The following is a 26,853-nucleotide window of genomic DNA, read 5'->3' on the forward strand; positions in this document are numbered from 1 at the left end:
ATAATTATTATAAAGACTGACTATTATAAAAAAAGGAGAGCGACGATTGGATAGCGGCACCATAATCAATTTATTTATTATCGGCTCTCTGCTGGTGGGCGGCAGTATATTGCTGAGTTCGTTCTCCTCGCGTCTGGGTATACCCATCTTGGTCATATTTCTCGCCATTGGCATGCTGGCGGGGGTGGACGGCATCGGCGGCATCGGCTTCGACAATTACCCGGTGGCCTATTTGATCAGTAACCTGGCGCTGGCGGTGATTTTATTGGACGGCGGCATGCGCACACGCGCCACGTCTTTTCGCGTGGCTCTGTGGCCCGCCCTGTCGTTGGCCACGGTGGGGGTCATCATCACCGCCGGCTTGACCGGCATGGTCGCCGCCTGGCTGTTCAAGCTCAATCTTATCGAAGGGCTATTGATAGGGGCCATCGTCGGTTCGACGGATGCGGCGGCGGTGTTTTCGCTGCTGGGCAATAAAGGCCTCAATGAACGCGTCAGCTCAACCCTTGAGATTGAATCCGGCAGCAATGACCCGATGGCGGTCTTTCTTACCATTACCCTGATTGCGATGATTCAGCAGGGACAGACTCATCTGAGCTGGATGTTCGTACTGCACCTCATCCAGCAATTTGGACTGGGAGTATTGTTCGGTCTCGGCGGCGGCTGGCTGCTGCTGCAAACCATCAACCGCATTTCCCTGGCGGGAGGGCTTTATCCCCTGCTGGCGGTGAGCGGCGGCATCATGATCTTTGCCCTCACCACCGCCCTGGAGGGCAGCGGCATCCTGGCCGTATATCTGTGCGGTTTTTTGTTGGGAAACCGGCCGATACGCAGCCGTCACGGTATTTTGCAAACCTTTGACGGCATGGCTTGGCTCAGCCAGATATGCATGTTCCTCGTGCTGGGACTGCTGGTGACCCCAAGTGATTTATGGGTTATCGCCATTCCGGCGTTACTGCTGTCGCTGTGGCTGATGCTGGTGGCCCGGCCGCTATCCATCCTGGTGGGTCTGTTGCCGTTTCGTAATTTCACGACCCGGGAACGTGTCTTTTTGTCCTGGGTCGGCCTGCGTGGCGCGGTTCCCATCATCCTGGCGGTCTTCCCCATGATGGCGGGCCTGGACAACGCCAAACTGTTCTTTAACGTCGCGTTCTTTATCGTGTTGATTTCGCTGCTGCTGCAGGGTACGTCCTTGGGCTATGCCGCCAAACTGGCCAAGGTAGTGGTGCCCCCCACCGCCTCCCCCATCAATCGCGTCGGGATGGATATCCATCCCGAAAACCCCTGGGAGCAGTTTATTTATAAGTTAGGCAGTGAAAACTGGTGCGTCGGCGCGGCATTGCGGGATATGAAAATGCCGAAAAACACCCGTATCGCAGCGCTTTTTCGCGATAATGTGCTGCTGCATCCCACCGGCAATACCCGTCTTAAAGAAGGAGATGTGCTGTGTGTCATCGGCCGCGAACGTGATTTGCCCGCGCTGGGCCGGCTGTTCAGCCAGTCGCCGCCGGTGGCGCTGGATCAGCGGTTTTTTGGGGATTTCATTCTGGAAGCCGATGCAAAACTCACCGATGTGGCGGCCATATACGGCTTGGACTTTGATGAAAAATATGAACAGGATCTCACCCTCGGCGAGTTTGTTCTGGGCCTGCTTGGCGGCGGCGAACCGGTAGTGGGGGATAATGCCGTTTCTGAAGGGCTGGTGTGGACCATCGCGGAGAAAGAGGACCAGCGGGTCAATAAAATCGGTATAAAGATAATCGAGGAACAATAATCTCAGGAAAGGGATTCCGTTGCGGCGTAGACTTCAGCCAGCACGCGCATCGCCACCTGCAAATCCGACTCCGCCACCTTGTCCAGGATCTCTTCCCCCAGCGCATCCGCTTCGCTGCGGACCTTTTCATATAACGCCTTGCCGTCCGCCGTCACCACCAGTAATTTTTTTCGCCGGTCGGCGAGCGTAGGCACGCGCTGTACCAGGCCGGTTTTCACCAGCCGGTCCACCATGGTAACAATAGTAGCCCCCTCCACGCCAAGAAATTGCGCCAGTTCGCTTTGAGACAAGGGCGTTTGCGCGCCGGCGATGGCGGCCACCGCCACCCAGCTCGCCTGGCTTAAGCCGAGATATTTCAGGCGGCGATCAATGGCCATCCGCAGCGCACGGGAGGTAAGATGTAATAACCTTGAGAAATTTTTGTATTCAGTATTCATCAGCAGAAAATAAATTTAGTCATAATATGACAAAAATTAACACATTTTCACCGGCATGACCATTGGCCAGTGGGTACATACCATACAGAGCCCCCCGGTCCGCAACGACTCAAGCCATGGTAGGCTCGACGCCGGGCCGGAAACCTTCGATGTAACGCGCAACGGAGAGATCGTCGTAGGGAATATCGGGCGTCCGGCCGCTGATGATATCCGCCAGCAAACGCCCCGAACCGCAGGCCATGGTCCAGCCGAGAGTGCCGTGGCCGGTGTTCAGGTAAAGATTAGCGAACGGGGTTTTGCCGACAATCGGCGTTCCGTCGGGGGTCATCGGCCGCAATCCGGTCCAAAAGGTCGCCTGCTGTATATGTCCGCCGCCGGGGAACAAATCCCGCACCACCATTTCCAGCGTATCCCGCCGCGCCTTGGCCAACTCGGTGTTGAACCCGACTATCTCAGCCATGCCTCCCACCCGGATCCGCTTATCGAAACGGGTAATGGCGATTTTATAGCTCTCATCCAAGACCGTAGACACCGGAGCGGCCCGTTCATCCGCCAGGGGAATGGTCAGGGAATAGCCTTTCAGGGGATAAACGGGAATAGACAGGATATGGCGCAGCATGGCGGTGGAGTATGAACCCAGCGCCATGACATAGGCATCCCCCTGCATTACCTCGCCGCCGCACTTGACGCCGATTATCCTGCCGCCGGAGCTAAGCAGGCCGGTAATATCGCAGCCGTAGCGGAATTCCACACCCAGCTCCGCCGCCATTTTTGCCAGGCGCTGCGTGAACAACTGACAATCGCCGGTTTCATCATTGGGCAGCCGCAGGCCGCCGGTCAGCTTGTGCGCTACGCCGGCCAAGGCGGGTTCAACGGCGGCCAACTGCCGGGATTCCAACAATTCGAACGGTACCCCTTCGTCGCGCAGCACCGCGATATCCTTGGCAGCGCTGGCAAATTGCTGTTCGGTACGAAAAATTTGCAGCGTTCCGCCCTGGCGGCCTTCGTATTGGATGCCGGTGTCGGTGCGCAGGGCTTTCAGGCAATCGCGGCTGTATTCCGCCAAGCGCACCATCCGGCTTTTATTAATATAATAATGGCGGCTATCGCAGTTGCGCAGCATTTGCCACATCCAGTGGAGCTGATGATGGGTGCCGTTAAGGCGTATGGCCAGGGGAGCATGGCGCTGGAACATCCATTTTATCGCCTTCAACGGTACACCGGGCGCGGCCCAGGGCGCGGCATAACCGGGAGAAATCTGGCCGGCGTTGCCGGCGCTGGTTTCCAGCGCCGAACCGGGCTGTCTTTCAAGCACCATAACGTCATGCCCCGCACGGGCAAGATACCAGGCGCTGGCGACGCCGATCACACCGCTTCCTAAAATGATAACCCGCATTGTCAAGTGTCCCTTTTCGAATTCAACAGCAGAAGAGTCGCAATAGAAAGATAAGCCCCGGTCCAGGCCGCGTCCCGCAGGCCGTCAAAACCATGCGCTGGTTCACAATTCATTAGATACTCAGCGGCAATGCCATTTCAAGGACTAAATCGGGATATTCAATACCGTCCGGTTGTGCTCTGAAATGCATACAAAAAAATCGCAATTATTTGCATGCTAATACTGTGTCAGGCACCGCGTAAATTTCATCTTGCACTAGGATTAATAATAAGCCAGCATGATGATGTACTGTCTGTAACGATGAGGTGCGCTGATGACGATTTCCATTGATGAACGTTTAAAGGATTCCACTTGTCTTAGCGATGGACCCGACTGGACATTTGAGCTATTACAGGAGTATTTGGACGAGATTGACCGGGTGGCTAAACTCTATCGGCTGGATACGTATCCCCATCAGATAGAAGTCATTACCTCGGAACAAATGATGGATGCTTACTCCAGTGTCGGTATGCCGATTAATTATACCCATTGGTCATTCGGCAAGAAATTTATCGAAACGGAACAACGTTACAAACAGGGTCAGCAAGGGCTGGCATATGAAATTGTCATTAATTCCAACCCCTGCATCGCCTATTTGATGGAAGAGAATACCATGACCATGCAGGCGCTGGTGATTGCCCATGCCTGTTACGGCCATAATTCCTTCTTTAAAAATAATTATTTGTTCCGCAGCTGGACCGACGCCAGTTCCATTGTGGATTACCTGATTTTCGCCCGTAATTACATCACTAAATGTGAAGAGCGATACGGCGTCGAACAGGTGGAACAGCTGCTGGATTCCTGCCATGCCTTAATGAACCACGGCGTGGATCGTTACAAACGGCCGCAGAAAATTTCCCTGGAGGAAGAGAAATCCCGGCAGGAAAGCCGAGAAGCCTATTTGCAAAGCCAGGTCAACGATCTTTGGCGAACCCTGCCCCGCCGGGATAAAGAGGAGTCTCCCGCCGAAGCCAGCCGCTATCCCCATGAGCCGCAGGAAAACCTGCTGTATTTCATGGAGAAAAACGCCCCCTTGCTGGAACCTTGGCAGCGGGAAATTTTGCGTATCGTCCGTAAAGTCAGCCAATACTTTTATCCGCAAAAACAGACCCAGGTCATGAATGAGGGTTGGGCCACATTCTGGCACTACACCATTCTCAACCACCTCTACGATGAGAAAAAGGTGACCGACCGGTTCATGTTGGAGTTCCTTCACAGCCACACCAACGTGGTGTATCAACCGCCGTACAACAGTCCCTATTACAGCGGCATCAACCCGTACGCACTGGGATTTGCCATGTTCCAGGACATCAAGCGTATCTGCCAGTCGCCGACGGAAGAAGATCGCCGCTGGTTCCCGGATATCGCCGGCAGCGACTGGCTGGAAACCCTGCATTTCGCCATGCATAACTTCAAGGATGAAAGTTTTATCAGCCAATTCCTGTCGCCGAAAATCATGCGGGATTTCCGTCTGTTTACCGTGTTGGATGACGATCATAACAATTACCTGGAAATTGCCGCCATCCACAATGAAGACGGCTACCGGGCGGTACGGCAGGAACTCTCTTCCCAGTACAATTTAAGCAATCTCGAACCGGATATTCAGGTCTGGAATGTGGATTTGCGCGGCGACCGCTCGCTGACTCTGCGCTATACGCCGCAAAATCGCGCGCCGTTAGCAAAAAACCGTCGCGAAGTGATGAAGCATATTCATCGGCTGTGGAGTTTTGATGTGTATATGGAACAGCTTAATGAAGACGGAAATGTGGAATTGATTGAGCGTTGTCCCGCGCGCAACTTACCCTTGTGATATCTTATCCCGTACCAAAACCCGGTGAAGGTCGGTCACGGCCTTCACACCCTTCTTCGGAATGATGCCGGCTCAGCGTCCGGCTTCGGCGATATCATGGGGTATGGAGGACTGCATGCTGTTCCAGATGGCCCCACTCTCATTGCCGTAATGACGCACCAGATCAATAACCTGATCATATAATCCTTCCCGGCACAGGGCAGAAAGACGGGTGTAAAAATTGCGAGCCAGCTCGCGGGCCTGGGGATTGGAGAAATAATAGCGCCCTACCCGCAGGTATAACCCCCTCAGTCCGTTGAAAATCAGGCCGTATATCGGATTGCCGGAGGCAAAAGCCAATTCATGAAAAATGCGGTAATCCATTTCGGTGAAGGCATCGGCCTGATCTTCCAGATTTGCCGCCTGCGCCAGAACCAGCTGCGCTTTATCGGGATAAAACCGTATCGCCATGCGAATGAATATCGAGGCGATATTGGTGCGTACCGACAATAAATTATCAATGAGCTGCGGAACACTGTCATGATCGAGGCGGGCCAGCGTCTCGAGAATATTCAGGCCCGAGGTTTCCCAGACGTTGTTTACCCGGGTCGGTTTACCATGCTGGATGGTCAGCCAACCATCCCGGGCCAGCCGTTGCAGCACTTCCCGCAAAGTGGTCCGCGTAACGCCAATCACATCTGAAAGTTCTCGTTCCGCGGGCAGGATGGATCCCGGCGGGAAACGATTATTCCATATGCTTTCAATAAGATACTCTTCCGCGAAACCGGCGGGACTTTGCGCCTTGATAACCATAATAGTATGTTCCGTGCAGCATGCGTAAGTAAGCTAAAACGGGCTAATCATAGCAGATAGCGTCAAGCTGATATAGGGAGATAAAGGGACTTAAGGTAAAACCTTGTCGGTGATGGCAATAACGAGGCATATTTGTCACCTTATGATTAATTTTGATAATGTTTTCTTTAAACATAATACCTGTATCAGCTTCAGATTACGTTAAGAGACCTCGCAAAAATATCACTTAAGATGAATTCTTAATGACAAGAGTTTCAATGAAAACGAAACAAGCTGGAGAACGAATCGTACTTTACTTAAAAAAGAGGCTGGCATCTGTCATTAATTGATTTAAACTGCGTGTTTACAAGCAACTGGCCTGGATAATAATATATGTTGCAATTTCTCAACCGCTGCTCGCGAGGTCGTGGCGCCTGGATATTGATGGTGCTTACTGCCCTGGCGTTGGAGCTGGTGGCGCTTTATTTTCAGCATGTGATGTTATTAAAACCCTGTGTGTTATGCATTTATCAAAGGGTTGCTCTTTATGGCGTCATGGGGGCGGGGATCATCGGCGCCATAGCGCCGGCCACGCCGTTACGCTACGGTGCATTGATTATCTGGTTGTACAGCGCTTGGGAAGGCTTGAAACTGGCTATGAAGCATACTGATATCCAGTTGAACCCCTCACCGTTCGTCACCTGCGATTTTTTTGTCAGTTTCCCCTCGTGGCTGCCCCTGGACAAATGGCTGCCGTCGATTTTCAGCGCCACGGGCGATTGCGCCGTCCGCCAATGGCATTTCATGTCGCTGGAAATGCCGCAATGGATGATCGTGATCTTCGGCGCCTATTTGCTGGTAGGCATCCTGGTGCTGATTGCTCAATTTTTCCGCCCGAAAAAACGCGACCTGTTCAACCGTTAAAGGCTAAAGGACCCGCAGGGGCCCTTTCTCCCGAGGCCGCGTAAAGCTTTTCCGGGTTATCGAGCCGGCATGCGGCCTGTAATACCCGTAATAAATGAAAAGTGAAATCGCCGTTAAAACCCCGATTTCACTTTGATCCCCCCTCCTCTTCCCGCTACCCTCCGTTTTAAGTTCGCTCAACATCACCGTCGACGGGGAGTTTTGCATGCCTGCCTCTGCCAAAAAAATCCAATGGATTAATTCTCTGAAAGGCGTCTGCATCTTGCTGGTGGTATTAAACCATATCATCACCACCAGCTATATCCCGTCGCTATCGGTGATCAACCAGCACCAGTTCATTACCAAAGTCTGGGTAGGGATTAACCATTATCTGGTACCTCTGCGCATGCCGGCCTTTTTCTTTATTTCCGGTCTGCTGGCCGCGGACGGCGTTCTCGTACGCTCCTGGAATGAGGTATTGACAAAAAAAGCGGTTAACCTGTTTTATCTCTATCTGTTGTGGTGTCTTGTACAGTGGCTGTGCGTGAGTTTAATCAACCGCGACCTGGCCTTTGACGACTGGCGGCTGATGGCGCACAACGCCGCCTATGCAAGTTCCGCGGGCCAATTCATACTCTACGTAGCGGCAGCCATGTCCAGTCCCTGGTATCTGTATGCCTTGGCGCTCTATTTTGTCATCTGCAAACTGTGGCGGAATCACTGGGTCTTACTGCTTGGGCTGGGGGCAGTGCTGAATTACGCCTGTATCTTGGGCCTGGTTCCCTGGTGGGGTCCGGCAAGCGTGGCGCAAAACGGCATATTCTTCTTTACCGGCTGTTTTCTGGGTTCGCGTATCGTGGCCTTGCTGGCGGACAGGCGTTCCCGCCTGACGCTGCTGGCGGCGCTTACCGGATTGGCGCTTTTCCATTGGATGCTGACGATGGATAAGAGCCTGTTTACCAGCGCGCTGGCGGTCTGCGTCGCCATATTATGCTGTCAGTGGGTAAACCGCCATTGGCTGTGGCACAGCGGACCGTTGCGGGCCCTTAACTGGATAGGTAAAAATACGCTGCAGATTTATGTACTGCATAAATTGCTCACCGAACTGATGGCCGTGCCGGCGCTGGGAGCGCTGGTGCGCTATCACGCCTTCGATAATAAGCTGTTCTCCCAGCTGTGGCTGGCATTTTACCCATTGGCGGCCACGGCCTTATGCGCGGCGGGAGCAATTGCAATCTGGTGGGCCCTGAATCGCGGCGTCGGCCGCGTCCTGTTCCAGTACCCGTCGCTGGTTCGCACTGAAAAGGCGCTGGTTTGAGAGGCTATTTCAATCATTCACCCCGGGATGATTGATTTGTTTTGCCGGAACCTTCCCCACCATGAAACCGCCCGAACAACCGCGCGGAGATGATCGCCATCAATAACGCTCCGAGGCCGGCCATGCCGGCGTCCGCCGTAACGCGTAGATCGAAATCGCCAACCTGATAGATGAGAAGGTAACCCAGCGCGATGTTGACTGCTCCCCACAGCACATTCACGGTTGATGAAGACAGCCCTTGTCCCGGAGGACTGGCAAACGGACTTTGGAAAGACCGCCCCATCATGCCGCTGACAAGGTGTGGAATGGCATTGGAAACAAACATGCCGCCCAAAAAATAGGAAAGATATTGATGCCAGGGCATGAGACATTCTCCGATGATCCGACAAGGGATGACGCAACAAGCGGTCAAGTGTATGGTCTGGCTGCCCATCGCGCGGCCGCCTATCCGCCACGACCAAAAGTGGCAGTACAAGTGTCGAGGTTGTCACTAACCCGCTAAACTTGCAAGTTAAACTTACAAGTTTAGCTGTTCATAAAGACCATCTGTTATTAAAGAATCGCTTGATATTTTCCACTGCCGGATCTTAAACATGCTGTGATAGCGCTTTGATTAGATAGCCAATAAATAATCCAATTCTAAAATTCCATTTCAATCCATAATACTTTTAAGTTTACTCACTGCCGATAAGTTTTTAATTTATTCGCTCATTCTGTTTAACCTTTTTTTAGACTCCCTGTGGTTAATTACTTATTGTATTTTATTTTTTTTGATCATAATCCTGATATTAATCTTAATTATTATCTCAAGAATAAATAACACAAACGCCATTTAATTTTTATTAATTAATCTAAGGAAAGACTATGAATAATAATTTTACAGGCGGGTCAATAAATCATGGCAACGGCTGGACCACCACTCATGATCCGAGAGGAGATATCCGGCATTATACCGGCGAACAGCGTAGCCCGGCCCCTACACCCTCCATTTCGCACAATTTCCAAGGCGGCCATAACACTGCTTATACCGGCAGACACAGGAGCGGCGCCAGAGGCACAAACCGCTATGAGATGCAGCAAAGGCGGCGGGAGGCGAGGGAAAGGGCCGAGGCGGAAGAGGCGCGCCGCAGGCATGAAGCCGAAGAAGCACAGCGCAGGCATGACGAAGAAGCGCGAATTCGGCAGGAGCAAGAGGCGCGTCGCCGGCATGAAGAAGCCATCCGCCAAAAAGAGCATGAGGAATGGATGGCGAAACATCCCCTCGAGGCCGCTGAAAAAGGGGTGCGTGATGCTAATGAAAATCTCAGACATAAAGAGCACGAAAGGAGTCATGCCGAGCATCAATTACGGGAAAGCGAGCAAAGCCTAGAACATCAGCGGAACAGATATAACCAAACAAGAGATGATTATGAACAAAAGATTGCATACGAAAGACAAAATTGCTTTTTTGGCCCAGTCGCCGGTCCTGATTACTTCCTTAAAATTAAGCGCGATAAGGCATTATCTGACATACAGCTTGAAATTAATAGATTACAAGATGAAGTCAACCATCGGAGAGGTCATTTAAATCATTGTAATCAACAGCTCCACGAAGCTCATCAAAATAGATCCCAGGCCGATAATCACCTTACTCATATAAGAGAAAACATTCGCCGTGACCAAGAAGCCCATGCCGCCCATTTACGGCAGCTGGAAGCGGCCAGATTGCACGAACAGCGGGAAGCTCAACAAAAAGCTAATGAGGCGGCCGAAGCGCAACGCCGGCTAGCCGAAGCCACAAGGCTTAAAGAACAGCTGGCAGCACAAACAAAAGCCGACGACGCCAGGGCAAAAGAGCAAGAGATGGCTCGCCAAAAAGCTGAAGAAACGACGCATATTGTCAAAGACCTGATTGCCACCAGAAGCGTTGAAAATAACTATTTTGATACCGTCGGCAGGCAATTTAGCGCTCTCGATATTTCATCCCAGACGGCGCAACCTGCCGATCAGGATGGCGTAGGCAAAGCGGGTCAGCCCTCGGTCAAACCGGCAGCCAGTGCTACAACTCCCGGAATTAAAAATAGCGCTTTCAGCTCGAAACAGGTTGAAGACCTGCACAAAGAGCTTGAGGCCGCAAAAAAAACCGGCGAAGGTACCAAGGGGATTTACGAAAAATATGCCGCAAGCAGCCAGCAGAACCGTGAACAGATAATTGCGGAGGAATGCGCCAAAAAACCGTTTTGGACGATTGGCGCCCTTGCGGAAATGGATGGCGGTAATGATATCGCCAAAACCATCAATCGGTTTCCCTTTGTATCCAGCTTAAACAGCGCAGAGCGGTCCCAGCTTTATAACTTCGTATCGGCTGAGAATGAAGCCACCGCCGCCGCCATTTACCAGGCGATGCCCACTGCGGTGAAAGCGGCGCTGGGCGCCAAGGAAGTGCTGGATGGCTTAGGCCATGGCGTGCCGGCGGGGGGCAAAGGATCCCCCGCGCTGGGGGTGTTGGATAAGAACAAAAAAACCCACCAACCCAATCAAGGCGCGGTCGGCAATATGGGTGAGTTCTTTAAACAAAACGGGTTTGGGGAAAACGCCAAGACGCATTCGCAAAAAACGGGTAAAATCTATCAGGGACAGACGGTTTATAAGGCCACAACGAATATCAATGAAAACATCAAGAAAGGAGACCAATTTTATTTGGATGGCAAGCATAAAGACCATATTGAGGTATTCGATGAAGGCAATAAGATTCGCACCGTCTTGAACTTAGACGGCAGCGTTAATTATGAGAAGTGGAACAGGGCCAAAAAAGAAGGCAGGACGTTACCGAAATGAATAAATCCCTATTTATGAATGAATTGAAAGATACTTATATCCAAATTTTGCAAGATTTTTTTGCCAAAAATGATAGGATTGTATCCATGGATATTCAACTTGACCTTGATCAAGATTTTGAAGAGCAAATTAATTGTCTGCGAGATGCTGTTTCCCTTTTGAAAAAAGCCAGGGAGGCAGATGATAAGATTGCGACTCAAGCTGCTCTGTTACATATCAGTTCATATGCCATGGGACTTTCAAGTTTTTTTGGGAACATTGATTCTGATGCGACTAAACTGCTCAGGGCACCGCAATGGCCTGCCATACCGGAAAATTATAAGATCCCCGAACATTATCATTTTCCCCATAAATGATCCTAGGCGCCCGGCCTCAGCCGGGACCTACACATTGCCGGATAAGTATCGGTACGGAGTAATAATGGCGGTTACCTCGCCCATTCCGGTTTATTTAAAATATGATCCTCCCAGTCCTCCACCTCCCTTTCCGGCACCGCGATATACCGCACCGAAATACGCTCGCCGTGCATAGCGGCCTTGGAACCGGTAATCAGCGGATGCCACGGCGGCAGGGGCTTGCCCTCCTCCCGCAATCGATAGGCGCAGGTGGGCGGCAACCAATCAAAGGTCACCAGATTTTCTCGCGTCAGCTTGATGCAATCCGGTTCATATTCAAACCGCGTCTCATAATGGCGGCACTGGCAGGTTTTGATATTAAGCTGGTTGCAGGCGACATTGGTGAAGTACACCTCTTCGGTATCTTCATCAATAAGCTTATGCAGACAGCAGCGGCCGCAACCGTCGCATAAAGACTCCCATTCCTGATCGGTCATCTCCGCCAGCGTTTTTTCCTGCCAAAAGGGGCGTGTCGTCATCATTACTTCCGGTGAGAGAGCCTAGTGGCTTTATATAAAGCTTTCTGGTAGAGGTTGCAAATTTTTTTGCCGATCCGCTGATCGCCGATGCCAAGATTAATGCACCCGCTATTCTGCCGGCTGCGCCTTAGGCACAACAAATTTTACCTTTTTATTCAAAGAGCTTGCAGGTACCGCAATATGCCGCACGGAAATGCGCTCAGCGTGCATGGCCGCTTTGGAACCGGTAATCAACGGATGCCAGTTCGGCAGGGGTTTGCCCTGCGCCAAGAGCCGATAGGCGCAGGTGGGCGGCAGCCAATCCAGCGTGGTGATATTTTCCCTGGTCAGCTTAATACAACCACCCTTCATGCGCTCCAAACGCTTCTCATAATGGCTGCACTGGCAGGTTTTGATATTAAGCAGTTTGCAGGCGACATTAGTGGATTGGAGCGTTTTGGTTTCGCTATCAATGTATTTATACAGACAGCATCGACCGCAGCCGTCACACAAAGACTCCCATTCCTTGTCGGTCATTTCATCCAGAGATTTTTCTTGCCAAAAAGGAATGGTGGCCATCGTTACCTCCGGTAAAAACAGGACGACTTTATATCAATAATGATGATACTTTGCCGCCCCGGTATTACAAGAGGCATACACCGGAATGCTAAATTATGCGGGTTGTCAGGGTATGATCGTTGACTGAGACCGTTAAGCTGTCGCCGAGCGATAGTTTTGCCACACCCTGTGGAGTGCCGGTCAAAATAATATCGCCGGGGCGCAGCGTGAAATAGCGGCTCATATAGGCAATCAGCGGCAGGATTTTCGTGATCATATCCCGGGTATTCCCCTGTTGCCGGATTTCATTATTCACTTTCAGCGTCAGATCGGCCTGTTGGGCATCACCGAATTCCGCCACCGGGATAAAACCGGATATCGGGCAGGCGCCGTCAAAGCCCTTGGCTTTTTCCCACGGCTGGCCGGCTTTTTTGAACTTGGCCTGCTGCTCCCGCAGCGTCAGATCCAGCGCCACGCCATAACCGGCGATGGCCCGCGCAACATGATCCTCATCGGACTGTTTCAGAGGCATGCCGATAAGGACGGCAAGCTCCACTTCGTGATGGACTTCACCCTGATCGCCGGGGATGGCAATTGGCTGACGGATATCGCACAGCGCGGTTTCAGGTTTGATAAACAGCACTGGTTCGGTGGGCGTAGCGCTGCCCATTTCCTTTATATGATCGGAATAATTGCTGCCGACGCAAACCACTTTACTGACCGGAAAATCCAATAACGCCCCTTGCCAATCTCTGTGTTGATACATGTCGTGTCGCTCCTGCCTGCCGGCTGAAATTTTTTTTGTTAACGAGTAGTAAACATCATCCTACATCGGCCGCAAAAAAGGAACAATGGGATGTCACTGCGCCAGCGCATCCGCCAGGGTACCGATGCTGATGGCAAAGTAATAGGAACGGTTCCAGCGCATTAGGGTACGGAAATTATCGTAAACGAGATAGCCGCGGTTAGGGGTATCGTCCGGGATAATCACCCAGGCCCGCTGTGGGGAAGCCTGTAGCGGGCCGCCATCGGGCAAGGAGATGCCCTGGCGGCTCCAGTCGCTTACCGTTTGCCCCTGCGGATCCTTCAGGCCGGCTTTATCGGCGGGAAATCCCGCCGGCAGCCGAACCGCCCTGCCCCAGCCCTGATCGCCGTTCCAGCCTTCAGTGGCCAGATAATTGGCGGTGGAGGCAAAGACATCCGCGACGTTATTCCAGATATCAATCTTACCGTCATTATCGCCGTCGGCGCCATAACGCAGATAGGAACTGGGCATAAACTGGCTTTGTCCCATCGCGCCGGCCCAGGAGCCCTTTAGTTGGTCAAGGGTAATATTATTTTGTCCGAGAATGCGCAGCGCCGCGAACAGTTCGTTTTTGAAAAAGGCCTCGCGTCGCCCTTCAAATGCCAGGGTCGACAAGGCTGAGATCACATCTTCGTGTCCTTGAATTTTGCCAAAGCCGCTTTCCATACCCCACAGAGCCACGATATAACGGGCCGGTACGCCATAACGGGCGCTGACGGGGGCGAGCTGAGGCTGATAGAGACGATACATCTCCTGCGCGCGGGCAATTTTCCAGGCCGGCAATGTCCGCTGCAAATAGTCGTCCAGCGATACTTTTTGTTCCGGTTGGTTGCGATCGGCGCTTATCACCCGGTCGACAAAATGCGCTTGGGCAAATGCCTGCTGAGCGATGCCGGCGTCGATGCCCTTGGCCAAGGCCTCGGTTTTCAACTGATCCAGATAGGCCGGGAACAGGGCCGGATCGCGCCCTTGCTGCGACAGCGGGGCCTTACTGCCTCCGGCGGCGGAGGGGGCTAGGGAAGCCGCGGCGCTTGGTACCGCGCCTTGCTGCACACTATTTTCATGCCGACTGCACCGCGTCAGAAATATAACGGCCGCCAAAATAGCAATGGTGGATAATTTCACGTAGCGGTTCCTTACCGAATTGGACATGCGTCGTGGATTTTGCGGGCGCCATTGCGCCCTCGAGAAAAAATATTCACACGGCTTAACGCCTTGGCGGAAAACAGTGGATTAATGATCAGTTATTTTTTAGCGGAATTCAGGTGAATTGCCATTAAATTTTCAATAGGCGGCGGCAATTGCAGATAGTAACCCTGTTCTTTCAAATCCTGTTTTACTTTATCGATATCCGCAGCGACCAGTTTTTTGCTACCATTTAACGGGAATAGCATTGAAAGCACCGGTTTACCGAAACGAGCCATTAACTCCGGCGGAACCCTGGAAAAGTCATCTCTGTTTTCCACATAAAGGTAAGTTTGTTCTTGTTTGCTACTTCGGTAGATCACACAAAACATATTTTCGCTCGGTTTACTTGGTTTAGTGACTTGCCTGAATATAGTAGTAACTATAACATGCATGCTGTGCTTCGGAATATCGCTTACCGGTAGCTTACCGGGTAAATACATGTGTTAAGACTGAGTCAGGATAGATGTCACAGACACCCATTGAGTTGAAAGGCAGTAGCTTTACCTTATCGGTAATTCATGTTCATGACGCCCAACCTGAGGATATTCGTCAGGCTTTGCAAAAGAAAATCGAACAAGCACCCGATTTTTTGAAAGAAGCACCGGTGGTTGTCAATGTGTCGGCCTTACCTCATGACGTCAATTGGCCACAGCTTCGGCGGATATTTTCCGCCACCGGCCTGTATGTCGTCGGCGTCAGCGGGTGCCGGGACGAGCAGCTTAAACGCGCTATCGTACGCAGCGGTTTGCCGCTGTTGAACGAGGGCAAACCGCAAAAACGCGCGGCCGCCGCTTCTATCGCCCCGGTGGTGGCGCAGAAGACCAAACGCATCGATGTACCGGTGCGTTCCGGGCAGCAAATTTATGCGCGCAACTGCGATCTCATCGTCACCAGCAGCGTCAGCGCGGGGGCGGAACTTATCGCCGACGGCAATATCCATATTTACGGTATGATGAGAGGCAGAGCATTGGCAGGAGCGTCGGGGGATGCGTTATGCCAGATATTTTGCACGCATCTTTCTCCCGAACTCGTTTCCATCGCCGGTCAATATTGGTTGAGCGATCAAATCCCGGCGGAATTTGCCGGAAAAGCCGCTCGGCTCAGCTTGCAAGACAATACGCTTACCATTCAACCTTTAAATTAAGCCCTTGACAAGGAATCCATTTATGGCACGCATTATAGTTGTTACTTCGGGTAAAGGGGGCGTTGGCAAAACCACATCGAGCGCGGCTATTGCTACCGGCCTGGCCCGGAAAGGCAAAAAAACCGTCGTGATCGATTTTGATATCGGCTTGCGCAACCTTGACCTTATCATGGGATGCGAGCGCCGGGTGGTGTATGACTTTGTCAACGTCATCCAGGGTGACGCCACGCTGAACCAGGCGTTGATTAAAGATAAGCGCACCGACAACCTTTACATCCTGCCGGCCTCGCAGACGCGGGATAAAGATGCCCTGACCCGCGAAGGCGTGGAAACGGTGCTGAACGGCCTAAACGAGATGGATTTTGATTTTGTGGTCTGCGATTCGCCGGCGGGTATCGAAACCGGCGCGCTGATGGCGCTCTATTTCGCCGATGAGGCTATTATTACCACCAATCCGGAAGTCTCTTCCGTGCGTGACTCGGATCGCATTTTGGGGATATTGTCGTCTAAATCCCGCCGCGCCGAAAACGGACAGGATCCGATAAAAGAACATTTGCTGCTAACCCGTTATAACCCGGGGCGCGTAAGTCGCGGCGATATGCTCAGTATGGAAGACGTCATTGAAATTCTCAGAATTCCCCTGCTGGGTGTGATTCCCGAGGATCAGTCGGTCCTGCGCGCGTCCAATCAGGGTGAACCGGTCATCCTCGATGCGGAGTCTGATGCGGGTAAAGCGTATTCAGACACGGTTGATCGCCTGTTAGGAGAAGAACGTCCCTTCCGCTTCATCGAAGAAGAGAAGAAGGGTTTCTTAAAACGCCTGTTTGGGGGATAAACCATGGCATTACTCGATTTTTTTCTCTCCCGCAAAAAAACGACAGCCAATATAGCCAAGGAACGGCTGCAAATCATCGTTGCGGAACGCAGACGGGGCGATAGCGAACCTCATTATCTGCCGCAGTTGAAACGGGATATCCTTGAGGTTATTTGTAAATACGTGCAAATCGACCCGGAAATGGTCTCGGTGCAGCTTGAACAACGGGAAGGGGATATTTCCATTCTCGAGCTTAACGTCACGCTGCCGGAAGCGGAAGAAAGCCCGAAATGATACTTAGCCAATGATTCCCCTGCATTGGGCAGGGGATCGTGCCGCACGAAACCGCTGAATCCTGCGGTACTCCCACCCGTCCTGAATTCCCGGCACCGGCTTGTCGCTTACCCTTACGCTACGTTACAGTACAGAGCTTGTCGCGTCTGTTTCACCGTCTCTCGCGAGTAGTTCCCGCAGCGCAGCGCCAAAGAGCTGTTCACGCCAGCCGCTCAACAGTTCCGGCGATCTTTGATCGGGAATCAGATGCCAATGCCAACTGAGCAATTGATTGATTTGCCGCCTGGACGCCAATAATTCCACGCTGAGCCCCGATTGCTGACTGACCTGCACAATGAACTCCTTGATCCTCTTGAACAGGGCTCGATAGCCCGGCTGGTCGATAATGTTTACCAGCGGCGCCGGCCACTGCTCCTCCTGCAGCGCCGCCGTTTGCTGCACCAGGCTCAGCAGCATTTTGCCATGGTAACGGATTTCCGGCCCGCTTAAACCCAACTGATCCAGTTCACCCAGGGAACCCGGCATATAACGCGCCACCTGCCACAGGTTTTCTTCCCGCACCACAAAATTCACCGCCATGTCCCGCTCGCGCGCCTTGCGCAAGCGCCAGGAGGCCAGTTTTTGCAAGCACGCCAGCTGGCGGGTACGTAATTGCCAGGCATTACCGATATCGCGATAAGCCAGTTCGGGATCGACAATCTCCTGGCGCCGCCGGCATAGGGCTTCGCACTCATGCCGGGCCGCTTCGCTCCAGCCTGCCTCGGCGGTTTCCTCAATCAGACGCGCGGCCATCGGCAGCAGCCAATACACATCCGCGGCGGCATATTCGCACTGCTTCTCGCTCAGGGGACGCGCCAGCCAGTCGGTACGGGACTCGCTTTTATCCAGCACCACCTGCTGATACTCCGCCACCAGGGCGGCGAAACCACAGGAAAGAGGCCGGCCGTTAAAGGCGGCCAGAACCTGGGTATCCACCATCGGCGTCGGCAATTGGGAAAACGCATGCAGGAACACTTCAAGATCTTCGCTGCAGGCATGAAGAATCTTAACCACTTCCCTATCTGCCAGTAAATCGACAAAAGGCTGCCATTGTCCTATCGCCAGCGGATCGATAAGGGATAAATTCTGGCCGTCGTAGAGCTGGATCAAGCCTAACTGCGGATAGTAGGTTCGGGTACGGACAAATTCGGTATCGAGCGCAACCCGCTCGTGGCGCCGGGCAAGTTCGCAGATTTGCTGTAAATCGATATCGGTGGTGATCAATCGGTAATTTAACACTGCTCTCTCTTACTTAAGTTCTAATAACAAAAAAACGCCGACGGTATCATTCGATACCGCCCACGTTAAATAGAATTTATCCCGGCGGCCTTCCGCCGCCAAGAACGGTTACCGCTCATCGGTCTTGTTCGTCGCGTAACTGTTTGCGCAGTATTTTACCGACGGCGGATTTAGGTAGTTCAGTGCGAAATTCCACCCGTTTCGGCACCTTATAGCCGGTGAGGAACAGTCGGCAGTGGTCCAGAACATCCTTACCGGTGAGGGTAGGATCTTTTTTCACAACATAGAGTTTTACCGCCTCGCCCGTGTCATCGTTGGGAACACCTATGACCGCCGCTTCCTTGACCTTGGGATGGCGGCTCACCACGTCTTCGATTTCATTGGGAAAAACATTAAAACCTGACACCAGAATCATGTCTTTTTTACGGTCCACGATACGGATAAAACCCTGTTCATCCACTGTAACGATATCCCCGGTAGAAAGCCAGCCGTCTTTAAGCACCTCGGCTGTGGCCTGCGGCTGGCGCCAGTAACCCGCCATCACCTGGGGTCCCTTGATCAATAACTCGCCCCATTGCCCGGCCGCAACATCATTTCCCGCCTCATCCACCAGACGAATATCGGTGGACGGCACCGGCAGGCCGCTGCTGCCGCTAAATTGCCGCAAATCATAGGGGTTGCCCGCCACCAGCGGCGAACACTCCGTCAGGCCATATCCCTCGATGATGGCGTCGCCGGTCAGGGCCTGCCAATTCTCGGCCACCGTCTTTTGCAGCGCCATGCCGCCCCCCACCGATAGGTGCAGGGCGGAAAAATCCAGCCGGCGAAAGTCCTGATTATGCAGCAGGGCATTAAACAGGGTATTGACTCCGGTGATGGCCGTGAAACGATAGCGCCTCATTTGCTTTATCGCGGCGGGCAAATCCCGGGGATTGGTAATCAAGAGATTACAGCCGCCCACCGCCATGAACAGCAGGCAATTGATCATCAGAGCGAAAATATGGTAGAGCGGCAGCATGGTCACCATAAGCTCGCTGCCGGCGCGCAATATCGGTCCATAGGCCGCCTGGGTCTGCGCCAGGTTGGCCAGGATATTGCGATGGGTGAGCATGGCGCCTTTCGATAGGCCGGTGGTGCCGCCGGTATATTGCAAAAAAGCCAGATCGCCGCCGGTAATGGCCGGCGGGACAAACGGCATGTCCGCTCCACGGCGCAATGCCCGTCGCAGGGGGATGGCATTGGGCAACCGGTACGCGGGCACCCCGCCTTTCAAGTATTTCACGGCAATATTTACCAGTGCGCCCTTAAGCGGCGGCAATAAATCGCCGACCCGGGTCAAGAGCACGTGCCTGATCGGCGTATCCATCAACACCTGTTCGAAGGTATGGGCAAAATTGGCCAAAATCACAATGGCGACGGCGCCGCTGTCGGTTAACTGATGGCGCAGCTCTGGCGGGGTATAGAGGGGATTAACGTTTACCGCCACCATCCCTGCCCGCAGTATGCCCAGCAGCGCAATGGGATATTGCAGCAGGTTGGGCATCATCAGCGCCACCCGATCCCCCGGCTGCAAACCTAATCCCTGCTGCAGATAGGCGGCGAAAGCCCGGCTTTGCCGCTCCAGGTCGGAAAAAGTCAGCTGCTCGCCAAGGTGTATATAGGCCGGCAAGTGCGCGAAACGCGCTGCTGAATGCTCAAAAAGCGCCGGCAGCGTCTCGTAAAATCCCGGATCAATTTCAGCCGGGACATCCGCCGGATAACGGGTTAGCCACACTCGGTCCAGGGCTCGCCCGGAGGGATTGCTGGTGGTGTTCATCGCAGGCTCATCGTACTTTATGCCATAATCCTAATGATAACCCAGCGGTAGCAATTATGTTAACGGGATGCCTATATTGAGCGCCCTGTCACTTTCAACCTCCTGCCCTTAGGGGTTTATTCGGTGAGTATGGTTTCGACCCGGGCATCGCCGCCGTAATATCCTCCCCAGCCCATACCACCGTAGCCCCAGCCGCGATCGTATGGACCGCCCCAGCCCCAGGGCGTCAGCGGCGGTCCCATGGGCGCAACGACCTGCTGCGCCAGCTGCCAGCGTTTGTAGCCCGCGGCCTGTATCACCACATAATCATACGCGGCCTGATCGATGGTTCCTTTCTCGGTACCGGTAATCGGCCCCACTACCGTTACCCACTGGCGGTTGAAATCCGTCGGTTCGAGAAAGCCCGGAATATACGCGACGATGCGGCCGATGGAAGGCTGATGAATCATGGGTCGTGCGCCGTCATCCAGCGGCACGGTGGCGATTTCCAGGCGGGTGCGTCCGCTCAGGTTGTCTACTTTGACAACCTTGCCGCCAAAACGCGACTCCTGGCCGACATACAATGCCGGGGCGTTCATGACCCGCACCAGATCCTGCTGCGGATTGGCCGAGTTGCCCCGGATGGATTCCGGCACGGTCACACAGCCCGTCAGAACGAGGACCGACGACGCCGATAACAATACCGCCAGGCGCAACAAATATTTCACTACCGGTGCAACAGACATACGACAACCCTTTTGCAATGCTTAACCTTTATGACATGCGGCTGGGACATAAGTTGCCGCCTAATCCCGGCCCGGCAGTTTTTTCCACGCCACTTCGTTACGTAGATACGTGGGTTGCGTGAGTTCAACCGGCAACGCCTCGCCGTGCCGCAGGCTTTGCGCCGCCAGAGGCAGCATATCGGCGGCATGAGGTAAGCTTATATTGCCGTTCAGGATTTGCAATTGCGCGGACTCCACTAACGCGGGATAGGTTTCCCAACCGGTGCCGGCGCTGGCCCACAGCCCGCGAAGCCCTGCCACTGACACAGCCAGCCGCTCGGGTTTGATCACGACCTCGCTTTCTTCGCCCTGCCAGCGGCCGTCGCTATCGCGCCGATACGCCGCCCAGTAGACTTCCCCCATGCGCGCGTCAATGGCGGCGAATACATTTTCGATACCGGTTTGCCGCCAGGCGCCCTGCGCCAGCGCCGCCAGGGTAGAGATGCCCAGCATCGGCAAATCGGCCCCCAGCGCCAGACCCTGGGCGATCCCTATCCCGATCCGCACGCCGGTAAAACTGCCCGGCCCGCGGCCGTATGCCACCGCGTCGAGCTGCGGCAGCGCGATACCGGCCTCCGCCAGCAAACTGTCCACCATGGGCAAAATGCGGCGGGTATGTTCCCGTGGACAAATTTCAAAACGCGCGGTGATTTCGCCGTCCAGCCAAAGAGCGGCGGAACAGGCTTCGGTTGCGGTATCAAGGGCTAAAATTCGCGTAGACATGCCAAACCTCAGGCGGGAAAAAAACGTTATACCCATCATATTTCGCGGGTATATGACCTAAAACGGGTCTGCATAATAGCATAATCCCGCGGGACCTATCGTGAAAACGCATAGGCCGCTAGCGGTTTTGCAGAAAATCGATGGCCCGCTGCAGTGAACGGGTACGGGGGGCCGGCGGCAGACTTTTAAGAAAGATCTCCCCATAGGGCCGGGTCACCAGGCGCTGATCGCAGATAATCAGCACCCCCCTGTCATCACTGTCACGAATCAACCGGCCCACGCCCTGTTTAAGGGCTATCACCGCTTCCGGCACCTGCACCTCGATAAAAGGATCGCCGCCGCGCAGCTGGCAATCCTCCACCCGGGCCTTCAATAAGGGATCATCGGGGGAGGTAAAAGGCAGTTTATCGATAATAACGCAGGATAGCGCCTCTCCGCGCACGTCCACTCCTTCCCAAAAGCTGTTGGTGGCCACCAGCAAGGCGTTACCGGCGGTCACGAACTGCTCCAACAGCTGGCGCTTGCCGGTTTCGCCCTGCAGCAGCACCGGCAACGTCAGCGCGGCGCGGAACTCCGCCGCCAGGTCCCGCATCATCTGATGGGAAGTACAGAGGAAAAAACATCGCCCGCGGTTGGCCACGATAACCGGTATCAGCATGCGCGCCAATTGCACCGCCGCGCCGCGCTGATTGGGTTCGGGTAAAAAACGCGGAACGCACAGCAATGACTGGGAGGCATAGTCAAAAGGACTTGCCAGCAGGAGGGTCTTGGCATCTTCCAGTCCTATACGCCGGGTAAAGTGATCTAATCGGTCGTTTACCGATAGGGTGGCGGAGGTGAAAATCCAGGTTCCCGCCTTCTCGCCCATCACCTCGCGAAAGCGATCTGAGACCGACAGCGGCGTCAGGGCGAGGATAAAATGCCGGGCGTTGCATTCGTACCAATAGCTGAAGCCCGGCTCCTGAATGTTTTTCAAGCGCTTGAGACGGGTACGATACAGCGCGGCGCGTTCGAAAGCGGCATCCAGCAAAGCCGACCGCCCAAGAGCCAATTTGGCCACGTCGTGGCATAATTCCAAGGCATCATCCAGCAGCAGCAGAGCGCGCTGCAGGGAGGGTTGCGCCAGCACATCGCGCAGATTGCCGCGAAAGCCCGGCTCGCCCAAAGCCAGCCGGAAATCCTGGGTGCGAAACGTCAATTGATCGGCGCTCTTTTGCAACTGAGCCATATCCCGCAGGTCGGTGCGGTAGGCCAGGGTCATATCCCGCGCCAAATCAGTCAGTTGCCGGCTGGTGAGCTGCTGACCGAAATACTGGCTGGCGATATCCGGCAATTGATGCGCTTCATCAAATATCATGACGTCGCCCTGGGGGATCAGTTCACCAAAGCCCCCTTCTTTCACCACCATGTCCGCCAGGAACAAATGATGGTTCACCACGATGACATCGGCATCCATGGCGTTACGACGCGCTTTCACCACAAAACACTCTTTGTAGAGCGGGCAGTCGCTTCCCAGGCAGTTATCATTGGTGCTGGTGACCAAAGGCCACACCGGACTGTCCTCCGGAATACCGCTGCAGGTAGCGATATCGCCGTCGGTGGTTCGGGACGCCCAACCGCGGACTTCCGCCAGCTCCCCCAGGGTCTCCGGCGCCACGTTGCCTCCCGCCAGGGTTTGCTGCTCCATCCGTTCCAGGCAGAGATAATTAGACCGCCCTTTCAGCAAAGCGGTAACGCCCAGGTATTTCAGCGCCGCGGCGACCTTCGGCAGATCGCGGGCATACAGCTGATCCTGCAATGCCTTCGACCCGGTGGAAATAATCACTTTGCGTTTAGCACGCAGCGCCGGCACCAGATAAGCGTAGGTTTTACCGGTGCCGGTGCCGGCTTCCACTACCAACGGCTGGTGGTTTTCAATGGCTTCTTCAATCGCTTCGGCCATCAGGCGCTGCGACTCGCGGGGTTTAAAACCGGTGATGGCCGCGGCCAACGCGCCTTCCGGCGCAAAATCATCTGTCACACTGACTCTCTGTGGTTCGGTTGCTGACGGATTATGCCAAGTAAGGGAGCTGGAAACCACTATCTACATTCAATTATGGCTGTGGTCAAATAAGCACTACGGCGGGAGCCGCCGCCCTTTGCGGGAGCTCGAGACAATTTAAGCAGGCTGTTTCAGCGCCATATATCCCTTATCGCCAGCCGGACCATGTAAAGCCGATCATAGCATTTATCACTGATGAAAAACGACAGATGATTGGAAGGATGAATACGCCTTTAACAAACGAGTTATCGATGCAAATTCAATAGCGCAGACAAAAAGGACAAAAAATTTTAAATCCTTCAAACATGATTTTCAAATATGCAAGTCTCTTATCATTACGGTTCCACAAGGGATCATGTATAAAAATTATTAAAATAGCACAGGTAATATTTAATTCATGATAAAGCCTAGATCCTATATTCTGATTACATCCGTTTGATAGGCAGCTTCCAAGGGCGTAGCACTATGCTATGCTCTGCCGACTCTTTACTGCCAAAAGGCGAGCAGCTGTGAATATACAACGAATAGACCCCGGCCCCAGGATGTCGGAAGCGGTCATCCATAACCAGACGCTGTATTATACCTGCGTACCGGAAAATCTGGCCGGCGATGCGGGCGAACAGACCGCCGACGCGCTGGCGGTTATCGACAGAATGCTTAAACAGGCGGGTTCCAATAAGACCCGCCTGCTGGACGTGACGATTTTTTTGGCCGATGGCGATGATTTTGCCGCGATGGATGCGGCATGGAACGCCTGGGTCGTGCCGGGCTGCGCACCGGTGCGCTGTACCGTCGAGGCCAGGCTGATGAACCCGCTTTATAAGGTTGAAATCAAGGTCATCGCGGCTATTTGAACCACGATTGACAAGCAAGAATCGGCGTTAAAGCAAACCGTGCCGGGCAGATGGCGCCGGTACCCGGACTCAGAACTCTTCCTTCTCGTCCACGTCCCAGCTGTTGTCGGGCTGGGCCGTGTTGCCAGCCTCGTCGTCGGCCGGTTCGTCATCTTCGTCGTCATCCCAGCGTATCGATACCCGTTCACCGGTATGATTGGCGCGAATTTCGGTGGACACCTGCCGGATGGCTTCGCCGCTGCTCATACCTTCAGCCATTAATTCCTGGATGCGTTCAACCGCCTGCTGCTGCTGTTCATGGGTTAACGCGGGCATATCGGTGAGCATGGTGTTTCTCCAGAGAGGGATCTGGACGTTATTGTCTCACGTTGGCAACCGACGCGCCAATCAATGCGCCTGCGCCGAACAATGCGCTTTATGTTAGGCCCGTGAACCGCTATCATTCCCTTCGCTTCGTCCGGCGCGCTCAGCCGGCAAATTGGTTGGAGCCTATGACTACACCGCAATTGATTGATTTACCCTACCACCCCGATGCTTTGGTGACGCTTTTCGCCCCTTACTCCTCACGGCCGTGGTCGACCCTGCTTCATTCCGGTCACGCCGACCATCCTGACAGCCGTTTCGATATCATGTCGGCGGATCCTGTCGCCACTCTGGTCACCCGCGGAGACAGCACGGAAATATCCCGCGCCGGGAGGACCTACAGCAGCGCCGCCGATCCTTTCGCTTTGGTGCGACAGGAGCTGGACGCCGCCGGTATCCATACCGCCCCCCTGGACAATCTGCCGTTCCTCGGGGGCGCCCTGGGCCTGTTCGGCTATGATCTGGCGCGCAGGCTCGAGTCGCTGCCCCAGCGGGCGCAGCAGGATATCCGGCTGCCGGATATGGCGGTGGGCATTTATGACTGGGCGTTGATAGCAGATCATCATCTTCGCCGCCTGACGTTGGTTTGCTACAGCGATGCCCCCCGGCGGCTGGCTGAGCTTATGTCCTCCGTGAGCGGACCAGCGGCACCGTTCAGGCTGACGACGGCCTGGCGGGCCAATATGACCCGTGAACAGTATGGCGAAAAATTCCGCCGGGTTCAGCAGCATTTGCTTGCCGGCGATTGTTACCAGGTATGCCTGGCGCAACGTTTTAGCGCCGCTTACAGCGGGGACGAATGGCAGGCGTTTTGCCATTTGCTGTCATTCAACCGCGCGCCGTTCTCCGCATTTATGCGCCTGTCCGGCCATGGGGTGCTCAGCCTGTCGCCGGAACGCTTTTTGCAGCTGCGCCACCGGAAGATCCAGACCCGGCCTATAAAAGGCACCCTGCCCCGTCTGGCGGACCCGGAGTCGGATCGTCTTCAGGGTGAAATCCTGGCGGCATCGCCGAAAGACCGGGCGGAAAATTTGATGATTGTGGATTTACTGCGCAACGATATCGGCCGCATTGCGGTACCTGGTAGCGTACGGGTGCCGGAACTGTTTAAGATTGAAGCTTTCCCGGCGGTACACCATATGGTCAGCACCATCACCGCCGAACTGCCCGCCGGTTGCCATCCCTGTTCCCTGCTGCGCGCCTGTTTCCCCGGCGGATCCATTACCGGCGCGCCCAAGGTGAGCGCAATGAATATCATCGACGCTCTGGAGCCGCAACGGCGCAACGCATGGTGCGGCAGCATCGGTTACGTGAGCTTTTGCGGTTCCCTTGACAGCAATATCGCCATTCGCACGCTGCTCACCGAGGAGCAACACATTTTTTGCTGGGCCGGCGGCGGCATTGTGGCCGACAGCGACGAAGAGGCGGAATATCAGGAAACATTATCGAAATTGGCCACTATCTTACCGCGACTGGAGACGTTGAATGCCGTTGAATGACACTGGACAGGTTTTGACATTGGCCGATTTCATTACCCGTTTTCAACTGCAGTTGCCCCGCTACAGCGAACCTGCGCGCAATGTCCGCCAGGCGGCGGTGCTGGTGCCGATTATCTGCCGGCCGACCCCCACCATGCTGCTGACGCGGCGGTCGGCGGCGCTGCGTAAACATGCCGGCCAGGTGGCTTTCCCGGGGGGTTCCGCTGACCGGGAGGATGAAAACCTGATTGCCACCGCACTGCGGGAAGCCTGGGAAGAAGTTTCCATTCCCCCCCGGTCGGTGCATATATTGGGGCAACTGCCGCCGGTGGACAGCAGCAGCGGTTTCCAGGTCACGCCGGTAGTGGGGTTGCTCCCCGCGGATACCTGCTTTAACGCCAGCCTGGACGAAGTAGAAGAGATGTTTGAAATGCCGTTGAACCAGGCGTTATCGCTGGCCAGCTATACTCCGCTGCAGATTTTGCGGCGCACCCGGCAGTTACAGGTCTATTTTTCCTGGTACCGCAGCCATATGGTGTGGGGAATGACCGCACAAATCCTTTACCGCCTGGGGCAGCATATACAGCCCTGAAACGGCGCCGCGATCCCCGTCAC

At 54.1% G+C, this 26,853-nt stretch carries 27 protein-coding genes; 12 read left to right on the forward strand and 15 right to left on the reverse strand.

Going from position 1 to position 26,853, the window contains the following annotated elements; genetic code table 11:
- The first annotated feature begins 46 nt into the window (after nucleotides 1-46).
- A complete protein-coding gene (locus ACL2XJ_RS22980) occupies nucleotides 47-1,774 on the forward strand; it encodes a potassium/proton antiporter (RefSeq protein ID WP_203521247.1) in 1,728 nt (575 codons plus the stop codon).
- A 2-nt stretch (nucleotides 1,775-1,776) separates the two neighbouring features.
- Here ACL2XJ_RS22980 and ACL2XJ_RS22985 read toward each other — a convergent pair whose 3' ends face one another.
- A complete protein-coding gene (locus tag ACL2XJ_RS22985; RefSeq protein ID WP_132921354.1) occupies nucleotides 1,777-2,211 on the reverse strand; it encodes a MarR family winged helix-turn-helix transcriptional regulator in 435 nt (144 codons plus the stop codon).
- A gap of 109 nt (nucleotides 2,212-2,320) precedes the next feature.
- Nucleotides 2,321-3,607 (reverse strand): D-amino acid dehydrogenase, encoded by a 1,287-nt coding sequence (locus ACL2XJ_RS22990; RefSeq protein WP_413724590.1) that lies wholly within the window; start codon nucleotides 3,605-3,607, stop codon nucleotides 2,321-2,323.
- 313 nt (nucleotides 3,608-3,920) lie between these two features.
- Here ACL2XJ_RS22990 and ACL2XJ_RS22995 point away from each other — a divergent pair, with 313 nt between their 5' ends.
- Nucleotides 3,921-5,456 carry a SpoVR family protein gene (locus ACL2XJ_RS22995; RefSeq protein ID WP_413724591.1) on the forward strand — a complete coding sequence of 512 codons (1,536 nt, stop codon included), beginning with the start codon at nucleotides 3,921-3,923 and terminating at the stop codon, nucleotides 5,454-5,456.
- Between the two features lie 72 nt (nucleotides 5,457-5,528).
- Here the strand turns inward: ACL2XJ_RS22995 and fadR are convergent, their stop codons facing one another.
- Complete coding sequence (fadR, locus tag ACL2XJ_RS23000) at nucleotides 5,529-6,248, reverse strand: fatty acid metabolism transcriptional regulator FadR (RefSeq protein WP_132921351.1); 720 nt, start codon at nucleotides 6,246-6,248, stop codon at nucleotides 5,529-5,531.
- 372 nt (nucleotides 6,249-6,620) lie between these two features.
- Here fadR and dsbB point away from each other — a divergent pair, with 372 nt between their 5' ends.
- Both dsbB and ACL2XJ_RS23010 read left to right on the forward strand, forming a co-directional pair.
- Nucleotides 6,621-7,151 (forward strand): disulfide bond formation protein DsbB, encoded by a 531-nt coding sequence (gene dsbB / locus ACL2XJ_RS23005; protein ID WP_132921350.1) that lies wholly within the window; start codon nucleotides 6,621-6,623, stop codon nucleotides 7,149-7,151.
- A 205-nt stretch (nucleotides 7,152-7,356) separates the two neighbouring features.
- Nucleotides 7,357-8,448 carry an acyltransferase family protein gene (locus tag ACL2XJ_RS23010; protein ID WP_413724592.1) on the forward strand — a complete coding sequence of 364 codons (1,092 nt, stop codon included), beginning with the start codon at nucleotides 7,357-7,359 and terminating at the stop codon, nucleotides 8,446-8,448.
- A gap of 13 nt (nucleotides 8,449-8,461) precedes the next feature.
- Here ACL2XJ_RS23010 and ACL2XJ_RS23015 read toward each other — a convergent pair whose 3' ends face one another.
- Complete coding sequence (locus tag ACL2XJ_RS23015; RefSeq protein WP_413724593.1) at nucleotides 8,462-8,812, reverse strand: hypothetical protein; 351 nt, start codon at nucleotides 8,810-8,812, stop codon at nucleotides 8,462-8,464.
- Between the two features lie 500 nt (nucleotides 8,813-9,312).
- Between ACL2XJ_RS23015 and ACL2XJ_RS23020 the strand changes: the two genes are divergently transcribed.
- Nucleotides 9,313-11,265 (forward strand): hypothetical protein, encoded by a 1,953-nt coding sequence (locus ACL2XJ_RS23020; protein WP_413724594.1) that lies wholly within the window; start codon nucleotides 9,313-9,315, stop codon nucleotides 11,263-11,265.
- On the forward strand, nucleotides 11,262-11,621 hold the full coding sequence (locus tag ACL2XJ_RS23025; RefSeq protein WP_413724595.1) for a hypothetical protein: 360 nt from the start codon (nucleotides 11,262-11,264) through the stop codon (nucleotides 11,619-11,621). The genes ACL2XJ_RS23020 and ACL2XJ_RS23025 overlap by 4 nt, the downstream gene beginning before the upstream one ends.
- A gap of 71 nt (nucleotides 11,622-11,692) precedes the next feature.
- Here the strand turns inward: ACL2XJ_RS23025 and ACL2XJ_RS23030 are convergent, their stop codons facing one another.
- The 5 genes from ACL2XJ_RS23030 to ACL2XJ_RS23050 all read right to left on the reverse strand — a co-directional run bounded on the left by ACL2XJ_RS23030 (nucleotide 11,693) and on the right by ACL2XJ_RS23050 (nucleotide 14,998).
- Nucleotides 11,693-12,139 (reverse strand): YcgN family cysteine cluster protein, encoded by a 447-nt coding sequence (locus ACL2XJ_RS23030; RefSeq protein WP_413726948.1) that lies wholly within the window; start codon nucleotides 12,137-12,139, stop codon nucleotides 11,693-11,695.
- Nucleotides 12,140-12,247: 108 nt separating this feature from the next.
- Complete coding sequence (locus tag ACL2XJ_RS23035) at nucleotides 12,248-12,697, reverse strand: YcgN family cysteine cluster protein (RefSeq protein ID WP_413724596.1); 450 nt, start codon at nucleotides 12,695-12,697, stop codon at nucleotides 12,248-12,250.
- Between the two features lie 88 nt (nucleotides 12,698-12,785).
- Nucleotides 12,786-13,442, reverse strand: coding sequence for a fumarylacetoacetate hydrolase family protein (locus ACL2XJ_RS23040; protein ID WP_413724597.1), 657 nt, complete (start codon nucleotides 13,440-13,442; stop codon nucleotides 12,786-12,788).
- Between the two features lie 93 nt (nucleotides 13,443-13,535).
- The gene (locus tag ACL2XJ_RS23045) at nucleotides 13,536-14,606 is read right to left on the reverse strand and encodes a lytic transglycosylase domain-containing protein (RefSeq protein ID WP_413724598.1); all 1,071 of its coding nucleotides are present in this window, start codon (nucleotides 14,604-14,606) and stop codon (nucleotides 13,536-13,538) included.
- A gap of 119 nt (nucleotides 14,607-14,725) precedes the next feature.
- Nucleotides 14,726-14,998, reverse strand: a complete 273-nt coding sequence (locus ACL2XJ_RS23050; RefSeq protein WP_132927726.1) for a YcgL domain-containing protein — start codon at nucleotides 14,996-14,998, stop codon at nucleotides 14,726-14,728.
- Between the two features lie 134 nt (nucleotides 14,999-15,132).
- Between ACL2XJ_RS23050 and minC the strand changes: the two genes are divergently transcribed.
- Genes minC through minE form a run of 3 tightly spaced genes read left to right on the forward strand, consistent with a single transcriptional unit; the run spans nucleotide 15,133 to nucleotide 16,921 of the window.
- On the forward strand, nucleotides 15,133-15,813 hold the full coding sequence (gene minC / locus ACL2XJ_RS23055) for a septum site-determining protein MinC (RefSeq protein WP_132921343.1): 681 nt from the start codon (nucleotides 15,133-15,135) through the stop codon (nucleotides 15,811-15,813).
- 22 nt (nucleotides 15,814-15,835) lie between these two features.
- The gene (gene minD, locus ACL2XJ_RS23060; RefSeq protein ID WP_132921342.1) at nucleotides 15,836-16,648 is read left to right on the forward strand and encodes a septum site-determining protein MinD; all 813 of its coding nucleotides are present in this window, start codon (nucleotides 15,836-15,838) and stop codon (nucleotides 16,646-16,648) included.
- Nucleotides 16,649-16,651: 3 nt separating this feature from the next.
- Nucleotides 16,652-16,921 (forward strand): cell division topological specificity factor MinE, encoded by a 270-nt coding sequence (minE, locus tag ACL2XJ_RS23065; RefSeq protein WP_132921341.1) that lies wholly within the window; start codon nucleotides 16,652-16,654, stop codon nucleotides 16,919-16,921.
- Nucleotides 16,922-17,044: 123 nt separating this feature from the next.
- Here minE and rnd read toward each other — a convergent pair whose 3' ends face one another.
- The 5 genes from rnd to ACL2XJ_RS23090 all read right to left on the reverse strand — a co-directional run bounded on the left by rnd (nucleotide 17,045) and on the right by ACL2XJ_RS23090 (nucleotide 23,522).
- Nucleotides 17,045-18,199 (reverse strand): ribonuclease D, encoded by a 1,155-nt coding sequence (gene rnd, locus ACL2XJ_RS23070; RefSeq protein WP_413724599.1) that lies wholly within the window; start codon nucleotides 18,197-18,199, stop codon nucleotides 17,045-17,047.
- 115 nt (nucleotides 18,200-18,314) lie between these two features.
- Nucleotides 18,315-19,982 (reverse strand): long-chain-fatty-acid--CoA ligase FadD, encoded by a 1,668-nt coding sequence (gene fadD, locus ACL2XJ_RS23075; RefSeq protein ID WP_413726949.1) that lies wholly within the window; start codon nucleotides 19,980-19,982, stop codon nucleotides 18,315-18,317.
- Between the two features lie 149 nt (nucleotides 19,983-20,131).
- Complete coding sequence (locus ACL2XJ_RS23080; protein ID WP_413724600.1) at nucleotides 20,132-20,740, reverse strand: Slp family lipoprotein; 609 nt, start codon at nucleotides 20,738-20,740, stop codon at nucleotides 20,132-20,134.
- A 60-nt stretch (nucleotides 20,741-20,800) separates the two neighbouring features.
- Entirely contained in the window at nucleotides 20,801-21,502 is a 702-nt protein-coding gene (gene tsaB / locus ACL2XJ_RS23085) for a tRNA (adenosine(37)-N6)-threonylcarbamoyltransferase complex dimerization subunit type 1 TsaB (protein ID WP_413724601.1), read from the reverse strand.
- A gap of 118 nt (nucleotides 21,503-21,620) precedes the next feature.
- A complete protein-coding gene (locus tag ACL2XJ_RS23090) occupies nucleotides 21,621-23,522 on the reverse strand; it encodes an ATP-dependent DNA helicase (RefSeq protein WP_413724602.1) in 1,902 nt (633 codons plus the stop codon).
- A gap of 530 nt (nucleotides 23,523-24,052) precedes the next feature.
- On the opposite strand from ACL2XJ_RS23090, the gene ACL2XJ_RS23095 reads away from it, so the two are divergent.
- Nucleotides 24,053-24,397 (forward strand): RidA family protein, encoded by a 345-nt coding sequence (locus ACL2XJ_RS23095; RefSeq protein WP_132921336.1) that lies wholly within the window; start codon nucleotides 24,053-24,055, stop codon nucleotides 24,395-24,397.
- A 69-nt stretch (nucleotides 24,398-24,466) separates the two neighbouring features.
- On the opposite strand, the gene ACL2XJ_RS23100 is transcribed toward ACL2XJ_RS23095, so the two are convergent.
- Entirely contained in the window at nucleotides 24,467-24,724 is a 258-nt protein-coding gene (locus ACL2XJ_RS23100; RefSeq protein ID WP_132921335.1) for a YoaH family protein, read from the reverse strand.
- Between the two features lie 164 nt (nucleotides 24,725-24,888).
- Between ACL2XJ_RS23100 and pabB the strand changes: the two genes are divergently transcribed.
- Both pabB and ACL2XJ_RS23110 read left to right on the forward strand, forming a co-directional pair.
- The gene (gene pabB, locus ACL2XJ_RS23105; protein WP_132921334.1) at nucleotides 24,889-26,259 is read left to right on the forward strand and encodes an aminodeoxychorismate synthase component 1; all 1,371 of its coding nucleotides are present in this window, start codon (nucleotides 24,889-24,891) and stop codon (nucleotides 26,257-26,259) included.
- Nucleotides 26,246-26,830 (forward strand): CoA pyrophosphatase, encoded by a 585-nt coding sequence (locus ACL2XJ_RS23110; protein WP_132921333.1) that lies wholly within the window; start codon nucleotides 26,246-26,248, stop codon nucleotides 26,828-26,830. The genes pabB and ACL2XJ_RS23110 overlap by 14 nt, the downstream gene beginning before the upstream one ends.
- The last annotated feature ends 23 nt before the right edge of the window (nucleotides 26,831-26,853 follow it).

The sequence above is a fragment of the Sodalis sp. RH16 genome (assembly GCF_047324245.1).
GTDB lineage: Bacteria > Pseudomonadota > Gammaproteobacteria > Enterobacterales > Enterobacteriaceae > Acerihabitans > Acerihabitans ligni.